The sequence below is a fragment of the Streptomyces sp. NPDC027189 genome (assembly GCF_055566975.1).
In genome coordinates, this window is the sequence record NZ_JBVHRI010000011.1 from 143,812 (window position 1) to 152,071 (window position 8,260).

5 protein-coding genes are annotated in these 8,260 nt (G+C 69.7%); 2 read left to right on the plus strand and 3 right to left on the minus strand.

Annotated elements, in window-relative coordinates; translation table 11 throughout:
* Positions 1-291 precede the first annotated feature (291 nt).
* From ACZ4RZ_RS26075 to ACZ4RZ_RS26085, 3 genes are all read right to left on the minus strand, one after another.
* Complete coding sequence (locus ACZ4RZ_RS26075; protein ID WP_467748035.1) at positions 292-1,944, minus strand: sodium/solute symporter; 1,653 nt, start codon at positions 1,942-1,944, stop codon at positions 292-294.
* Positions 1,941-2,453, minus strand: coding sequence for a DUF485 domain-containing protein (locus tag ACZ4RZ_RS26080; RefSeq protein ID WP_467748037.1), 513 nt, complete (start codon positions 2,451-2,453; stop codon positions 1,941-1,943). Before ACZ4RZ_RS26080 ends, ACZ4RZ_RS26075 begins: the two co-directional genes overlap by 4 nt.
* A 374-nt stretch (positions 2,454-2,827) precedes the next feature.
* Complete coding sequence (locus ACZ4RZ_RS26085; protein WP_467748038.1) at positions 2,828-4,345, minus strand: MFS transporter; 1,518 nt, start codon at positions 4,343-4,345, stop codon at positions 2,828-2,830.
* A 409-nt stretch (positions 4,346-4,754) separates the two neighbouring features.
* Here ACZ4RZ_RS26085 and ACZ4RZ_RS26090 point away from each other — a divergent pair, with 409 nt between their 5' ends.
* Positions 4,755-5,543, plus strand: coding sequence for an ABC transporter ATP-binding protein (locus ACZ4RZ_RS26090; protein ID WP_467748039.1), 789 nt, complete (start codon positions 4,755-4,757; stop codon positions 5,541-5,543).
* Positions 5,540-8,104, plus strand: coding sequence for an ABC transporter permease (locus ACZ4RZ_RS26095; RefSeq protein ID WP_467748040.1), 2,565 nt, complete (start codon positions 5,540-5,542; stop codon positions 8,102-8,104). Before ACZ4RZ_RS26090 ends, ACZ4RZ_RS26095 begins: the two co-directional genes overlap by 4 nt.
* Positions 8,105-8,260 lie beyond the last annotated feature (156 nt).

The window sequence follows — 8,260 nt, forward strand, 5'->3', positions numbered from 1 at the left end:
TGCGCGGCAAGGTGACGGCGAATGCGGTGTCATGCCGCAGCGCGACGGCTGATGTGGCGTCATGCGTGGGCGCCTCGGCGGCTTTGGCGGCAGTGCGCGCAGCGCGACGGCGGCCGCGGGCGGCGTTGTCGTCACTCGCCGCCCCCCCCAAGTTCTCGGCTTCGCTCGAACAGGGGGACCCCCATCGCGTCGACTTCCTCCTCCGCCGGGCAGCTGCACGCACCGAGCCCCGCTCACCGGCAGTTTGGGAGGCGCCGTCGCCCGAAGTCGGCGTGATCCGAAAGGCAGGCCCTAACTCCCCCTGCGTACCGCCCCCGCCAAAATCCACCCCTCCACTGCCTCGTACTGCCTTCTCTGTTCTTCCGCCTTCCTCCGGCCGGAGGCCACCGTGCCCAGCCAGCCGTAGGCGAAGCCGAGGGGGATGGAGACGAGGCCCGTGGTCGTGAACGGGAACCAGTTGAAGTCGGCGTTGGGGAAGGCGGAGGTAGGGGAGCCGGAGACGAGGTTGGTGCCGGGCATGAGGAGGAGGACGGTGAGGGTGCCGCCGATGAGGGTGGCGAGCAGGCCGGTGCGGGTGTAGCGGCGCCAGAAGAGGCTGTAGACCAGGGCGGGCGCTATCGCGGAGGCGCCGAGGCAGAAGGAGAGGGTGACCAGGGGTTGCAGGCTGTGGTGTTGGACGAGGGTGGCCAGGAGGATGGCCGGTGCGCCGACCGCGAGGGCGGAGACGCGGGCCAGGATCATCTCGCGGCGCGGTGACAGCTGGTCGTCGCGGCGGCGGCCGCGGAAGAGCCTGCCGTGCGCGAACACGTCGTGGGCGAGGGAGTTGGCGCAGGCGAGGATCATCCCGGCGACCGAGGCGAGCAGGGTCAGGAAGATCGCCGTCGTCACCGTGGTGAAGAGGAGGGATTCGGCCGTCGAGACGTCCGCGCCGAAGGCCGCCCTGGAGCCCAGGAGGTACGCGGTGTTGCCCTGCGGGTCGGCGCCCGCGATCACCTCGCGGCCGATCAGCGCCGTGGCGCCGAAGCCGATGACGCTGATGACGAGGACGAACAGGGCCACGCACGGCACCGCCCAGGACATCGAGCGGCGCACCTGGCGGGCGCTGCCCGCCGTGTACATCCGCATGGTGATGTGCGGGAGGCAGGCGCCGCCGAGGACGACGGTCAGCTCCGAAGTGATCATGTCCAGGCGCGGGCTGGGGCCGCCCGCGAACTGCAGGCCCGAGTGGAGGAACGCGGAGCCGACGCCGCTGTTGCTGCCGGCCGCGTCGAGCAGCGCCCCCGGGCTCCAGTCGAACCGGTGCAGGATGAGTACGGCGACGATCGCGCCGGAGCCGAGCAGCATCACGATCTTCAGGATCTGGATGAGGGCGGTGCCCTTCATGCCGCCGATCGCCGCGTAGCTGATCATCAGCGCGCCGAGCCCGATGATGCAGCCGGTCTTCAGGGAGTCGCTGGAGAAGCCGAGGATGAACGCCAGCAGGTCGCCGGCTCCCGCGAGTTGGACGAGCATCAGCGGCAGCAGCGCGACCAGCGTCACCGCGCACGCGGTGATGCGGACCGCGCGTCCCGGCATCCGGCGCGCGAGCGCGTCGCCCATGGTGAACCGGCCCGCGTTGCGCAGCGGTTCGGCCAGCAGGAACATCAGCAGCATGAGGGAGAGGGCCGTGCTGAGGGCCAGTACGACGCCGTCGTAGCCGGCCAGCGCGATGACCCCGCCCGTGCCGAGTACGGTCGCCGCGGAGATGTAGTCCCCGGCGATGGCAAGCCCGTTGCGCATCGGCGAGAGCGATCCGTACCCCGTGTAGAACTCGTCCAGGTCGTCACGGTCGGGGCCGGTCATCACGCACAGCAGCAGCGTGATCGTGGCCACCGTCGTGAACGCCACCAGCGACATGGCCTGCGCCGAACTGCTGAACCCGGTCAACCCGGTCACCCCTGTCATCGTGCCGCCTCCCGCTTCGCGTCCAGCTCGGCCTGCTTGCGGATGCGGTCCGCGATGGGGTCGACGCGCCGGCGCGCTGTGTACTCGTACAGCCCGATCGCCAGGCAGGTGACGGGCACTTGGAGCAGTCCGAGCAGCAGCCCGGTCGACAGTCCGCCGGACACCGTGCTCGTCATCAGCTCCGGCGCGAACGCGGAGAGGAGGAGGAAGAGGGTGAAGTATCCGAGCGCGGTGAGCGTCGCCACCCGCCGCTGCCAGCGGTACGCGCCGCGCAGGAGTCTGATGTCGCTGTGGTGCCCCAGCGCCTGATGGCGCGGCAGGCGCCTTCTCTCGGGCTCGGGTGGCGGGGGCTGCCAGGGATAGGTGACGTAGGAGGGTGAGGCGCTGTTCGGGAACTGCGGGTACTGGTACGACGGTTGGTACGACGGTTGGTACCGCGGTGGGGGCGACGGCTGGTGCGGCGGTAGGCGCGGCGGTTGGTACTCGGGGGACGAGAACGCGTCTGGCATCCCGTTTCTCCTTGCGTGGCTCGGGTCCGGTGCGGACCGCAGGGAGCTGGGGGGTGAGCAGCGCACGCTACTCGCAGGTAGCCGCGGCGCGCGACAGTTTCACCAAACTGAGCGGTCGGTATGCGCTTACTTCGGTGACCTGGGGTGTTACCCGCGTTTACCCCTGTTGCTGTGCGGAACTTGTGCGCAGCCGGGAAATCAGGGATCTGACGCGCCGATACCTGTTGGCGGACACAACGGAGTCGACGGTGAAGCCCCTTGCGTCCCGCCCCGCACCGTCGCCCCGGCGGCTTCCCGTCCCTGGTGCGACGCGGCGGTGACCGGGGTGGCGTCGGTCGTGACGCAACGCAGGGCCGACCGGGCCGGGCGTTGTCTCAGTCCGCGGGGTTCTTCAGCACCGGAAAGCGGCGCGGTGCGACGAACAGCAGGATCAGGAAGGAGAGCGCGGCCGCGCAGGCCGCCCCCAGGTACACGGCGTGGACCGCGTCGGCGACCGCGTGGCGCAGATGCTCGGCGGGGGCGCCCGAGTCCAGCGCGCGGGTCACCGAATCGAGATCCCCCGCGCCGCCGAGCCGCGCGGCCAGCACCCCGTTGGCGACCGCGCCGAACAGGGCCGCGCCCATGGTCTGTCCGGTCTGGCGGCAGAAGAGGACGGACGCGGTGGTCGTGCCGCGTTCGGCCCAGCCGACGGTCGACTGGACACCGATGATCAGGGGGAGCTGGAAGAGCCCCAGCGCGCCGCCCAGCAACAGCATCAGCAGGGCCGGCTGCCACGGCCGGCCCGGGTAGGGGAGGAACGGGAAGGCCAGCAGGAGCAGGGTCGCCGCCCCGATACCGAGCATCGCGGTGTTGCGGAGGCCGATCCGGCGATAGACGTGCTGGCTGAGCGCTGCCGATACCGGCCAGCTCAGCGTCCATACGGAGAGCACGAATCCGGCGGCGATGGGGGCCAGGCCCAGCACCGCCTGCGCGTATGTGGGCAGGAAGACCGTGGGCGCGACCATGAGCAGGCCCAGCGCGCCGAGCGCCAGGTTCACCGCCGCGATGGTGCGCCGCCGCCACACCCAGCCGGGGATGATCGGCTCGGCTGCCCGCCGTTCGACCAGCACGACCACCGCGACCAGGCCGAGTCCGGTGCCGAACAGGGCGATCGAGGGCGCCGACAGCCAGTCCCAGGCGACACCGCCCTGCACCAGCGCGGTGAGCAGGACGCCACCGCAGGCGAAGACGGCGAGCGCGCCCGCCCAGTCGATGCGCGGACGCCGGGTCGTCTCCCGTGCCGGCTCGTGCAGGTGACGGGCGATCAGCCACAGGGCGAGCGCGCCGATCGGCAGATTGATGAGGAAGATCCACCGCCAGTCGGCGTACGCCGCGAGGACTCCGCCCAGCGCGGGACCCGCGACCGCCGAGGTCGCCCACACCGTGGACAGCTTGGCCTGGATCTTGGGGCGCTCCTTGAGCGGGTACAGGTCGGCGGCGAGCGTCTGCACGGTGCCCTGGAGGGCGCCGCCGCCCAGGCCCTGCACGATGCGGAAGGCGATCAGCGCGGCCATGTTCCAGGCCGTGGCGCAGAGCAGGGAGCCGAGGAGGAAGACGACGGCGCCGGCGATCAGCACCGGCTTGCGGCCGAAGGTGTCCGACAGTTTGCCGTACACCGGCAGCGTGACCGTCACCGCCAGCAGATAGCCCGAGAACAGCCAGGAGAAGACGGAGAAGCCGCCGAGGTCGCCGACGATCTGCGGTACGGCCGTGGAGACGATGGTGGAGTCGAGCGCGGCGAGCGCCATCGCGAGCATGAGGGCGGCGACCACGGCGCGGCGTCCGCGGGTGTCCCGAGGCCGGCTCGCCGAGCCCGTCGCCGCGGCTCGTATCTCGGTTTCCCCCTGGTCCACGAGATTCCTTCCCCTTGCACCTATCTGCCGAGGAACACTCTCCCACTTGACCCTCACGTCGCGGGAGGGTGGACGCTGAGTCGGCTCAAGGGTGTAGGCGACCCCGAGAAGGACTCCACCGAAGGGTGGAGGGCCCCTAGGGGGACCTCCGTACTAGGGCTCGGGGAGGGTTCCTCCCGCTGGAGGACGAGACGGGGCGGGGCTCGTCCTTAACCTGGCTTTACGCCGCTGGGGAGCACGTCCGGTCGTACGGACCGCACCTTTGGGGGTGGGGTTTTCCCCAGCAAAAGACTGCGCTGAGCACCAGCGCGCCGGACCACCGCCCGGCACCAGACTTGCCGACGTACCGAAGCGCACTTTCAACCGCTGAGCAGCGGAATCAACTGCTGCCCGACATAGGAGACTTACCGTGACATCGGCTGTGACCATTCCCAGGCACGGGGGCACTGGAGGGCGTACGGCCGTTGCCGCGCGGGCGCGGCAGGTCGTGAAGGCCTACGGGTCGGGGGAGACCCGCGTCGTCGCCCTGGACCACATCGACGTGGACATAGCGCGGGGCCAGTTCACCGCGATCATGGGCCCCTCGGGGTCCGGCAAGTCCACGCTGATGCACTGCCTCGCCGGGCTCGACACCGTGACGAGCGGACAGATCTACCTGGACGAGACCGAGATCACCGGGCTCAAGGACAAGAAGCTCACGCAGCTGCGCCGGGACCGGATCGGCTTCATCTTCCAGGCGTTCAACCTGCTGCCGACGCTGAACGCGCTGGAGAACATCACGCTGCCGATGGACATCGCGGGCCGCAAGCCGGACAAGGGCTGGCTGGACCAGGTCGTGGAGACCGTCGGGCTCGCCGGCCGCCTCAAGCACCGCCCGAACCAGCTCTCCGGTGGTCAGCAGCAGCGTGTCGCCGTCGCCCGTGCGCTGGCCGCGCGCCCCGAGATCATCTTCGGTGACGAGCCGACAGGAAACCTGGACTCCCGTGCGGGCGCCGAGGTGCTCGGCTTCCTGCGCCGCTCCGTGGACGAGCTCGGCCAGACCATCGTGATGGTCACGCACGACCCGGTGGCGGCCTCGTACGCCGACCGGGTGCTGTATCTCGCGGACGGCAGGATCGTCGACGAGATGTACCAGCCGACGGCCGACCAGGTCCTGGACCGCATGAAGGACTTCGACGCCCGGGGGCGTACGTCATGACCGTCCTGAAGACCTCGATGCGCAACTTCTTCGCGCACAAGGGACGCATGGCCCTCTCCGCTGTCGCGGTCCTGCTGTCGGTGGCCTTCGTCTGCGGCACCCTGGTGTTCACCGACACGATGAACACGACGTTCGACAAGCTGTTCGCGGTCACCTCCGCCGATGTGACGGTGCTGCCCAAGGCGGCCAAGAGCGACGACACCCCGCAGAACGGCAAGCCCGAGTCGGTGGCGGTCTCCGTACTGGAGCGGGCGAAGAAGGCGGAGGGCGTCAAGTCCGCCGAGGGCGCGGTCAGTTCGATGAACGTGACCGTCGTCAACAGCGACAACAAGAACATGGGGTCCACGACCGGCGCCCCGACGATCGCGGGCAACTGGACGCGCAACGACCTCCGGTCCATGGAGATCACGCAGGGCCACGCCCCGCGCGGCCCGACCGAGGTGATGGTCGACGCCGACACCGCCGACAAGCACCACCTGAAGATGGGCGACGAACTGCGCACCATCGCGGTCACCGGTGACTTCAAGGCGAAGATCGTCGGTATCGCCACCTTCAAGGTGACCAACCCGGGTGCCGCCGTCGTCTACTTCGACACCGCCACCGCGCAGCGCGAACTGCTCGGCGCCACCGGCCGGTTCACGCAGGTCAACCTCTCCGCCGCGTCCGGTGTCTCGGACGCGCAGCTCAAGCAGAACGTCTCTCAGACGCTGAACGGGTCGTACAAGATCCAGACGCAGAAGGAGAATGCCGACGAGAACCGCAAGGGCGTCGGCCAGTTCATGAACGTCATCAAGTACGCCATGCTCGGCTTCGCCGGCATCGCGTTCCTGGTGGGCATCTTCCTGATCATCAACACCTTCTCGATGCTGGTCGCCCAGCGCACCCGCGAGATCGGCCTGATGCGCGCCATCGGCTCCTCCCGCAAGCAGGTCAACCGCTCGGTCCTGGTCGAGGCGCTGCTGCTCGGCTTCTTCGGCTCGATCCTCGGTGTCGGCGCGGGCGTCGGCCTCGCGGTCGGCCTCATGAAGATCATGTCGACGATGGGCATGGACCTGTCGACCCGCGACCTCACCGTGAAGGCGACCACCCCGGTGGTGGGTCTGCTGCTGGGCGTCGTGGTCACCGTCCTCGCCGCCTACCTCCCGGCCCGCCGCGCGGGCAAGGTCTCCCCGATGGCCGCGCTGCGCGACGCCGGCACCCCGGCGGACGGCAAGGCGGGTCTCGTACGCGGTCTGATCGGCCTGGTGCTGACCGGCGCCGGAGCCTTCGCGCTCTACACCGCGGCCACCGCCGACAAGGCGAGCGACGGTTCGCTGGTGCTGGGCGCGGGTGTCGTCCTCACCCTGATCGGCTTCGTGATCATCGGCCCGCTGCTCGCGGGCGGGGTGGTCCGTGTCATCAGCGCCGTACTGCTGCGCATGTTCGGTCCGGTCGGACGGCTCGCCGAACGCAACGCGCTGCGCAACCCGCGCCGTACGGGCGCCACCGGTGCGGCCCTGATGATCGGCCTTGCCCTGGTCGCCTGCCTCTCCGTGGTCGGCTCGTCCATGGTGGCCTCGGCGACGGACGAACTCGACAAGTCGGTCGGCGCGGACTTCATCGTCCAGGGCAACCAGCGGATCGTGCCGCAGGCCGAGAAGGCCATGGAGTCGACGCCGGGCCTGGCGCACGTCAGCCGCTACAAGGAACTGGAGGCCAAGCTGACCTCGCCGGACGGCCAGGTCGACGACTCCGGGATCACCGCGGCCGACCCGTCCTACGCCCAGGACCTGCGCCGCAAGACGACCGCCGGTGAGCTGTCGGCGGCGTACGGCAAGGACGCCATGTCGGTCGGCTCGAAGTACGCCGAGAAGCACCGAGTGAAGGTCGGCGACACCATCACCGTCGCCTTCAAGAACGGGCAGACGGCGAAGCTCGAGGTCGCGGCCATCACGGACGACGACGTCGCCATCGACCAGGGCGCCCGGTACACGAGCATCGAGACGATGAAGAAGTACCTGCCCGCGAGCAAGATCCCGCCGAACACGATCATGTTCGCCGAGGCCAAGGACGGCCATGAGAAGCAGGCGTACGCGGCCCTGAAGAAGTCCATGGAGCCGTACCCGCAGTATCAGGTCCGCGACCAGACGGACTTCAAGCAGGAGTTGAAGGACCAGGTGGGCCAGCTCCTCAACATGGTCTACGGCCTGCTGGCCCTGGCGATCGTCGTGGCGATCCTGGGTGTGGTCAACACCCTGGCCCTGTCGGTCGTCGAGCGCACCCGCGAGATCGGCCTGATGCGCGCCATCGGTCTCTCCCGCCGCCAGCTGCGCCGCATGATCCGCCTGGAGTCGGTCGTCATCGCCCTCTTCGGCGCCCTCCTCGGCCTCGGCCTGGGCATGAGCTGGGGCGCCACCGCCCAGAAGCTTCTCGCCCTGGAGGGTCTGAAAGTCCTGGACATCCCGTGGCCGACCATCATCGGCGTCTTCATCGGCTCGGCGTTCGTGGGCCTGTTCGCCGCCCTGATCCCGGCGTTCCGGGCGGGCCGGATGAATGTGCTGAACGCGATCGCCACCGACTAGCGGCCGAGAGGCCGCCGCACAGCCACCGCGAACGGGGGTTGCGGGGGACGGGCCCGGGGGGGGGGGGGGGGAGGGTTGCTCGCGGAGGAGTCATTTCTTGGTGTGGGCGGCTACCTTTTCGTTATTACGCCCCCCAACCCGCGCCCGCCATCACTG

Excerpts from the sequence above, each read along its gene's own strand:
- ACZ4RZ_RS26080 (WP_467748037.1), bottom strand. The coding sequence starts at position 2,453 with ATGCCAGACGCGTTCTCGTCCCCCGAGTACCAACCGCCGCGCCTACCG.
- ACZ4RZ_RS26075 (WP_467748035.1), bottom strand. The coding sequence starts at position 1,944 with ATGACAGGGGTGACCGGGTTGACCGGGTTCAGCAGTTCGGCGCAGGCC.
- ACZ4RZ_RS26095 (WP_467748040.1), top strand. The coding sequence starts at position 5,540 with ATGACCGTCCTGAAGACCTCGATGCGCAACTTCTTCGCGCACAAGGGA.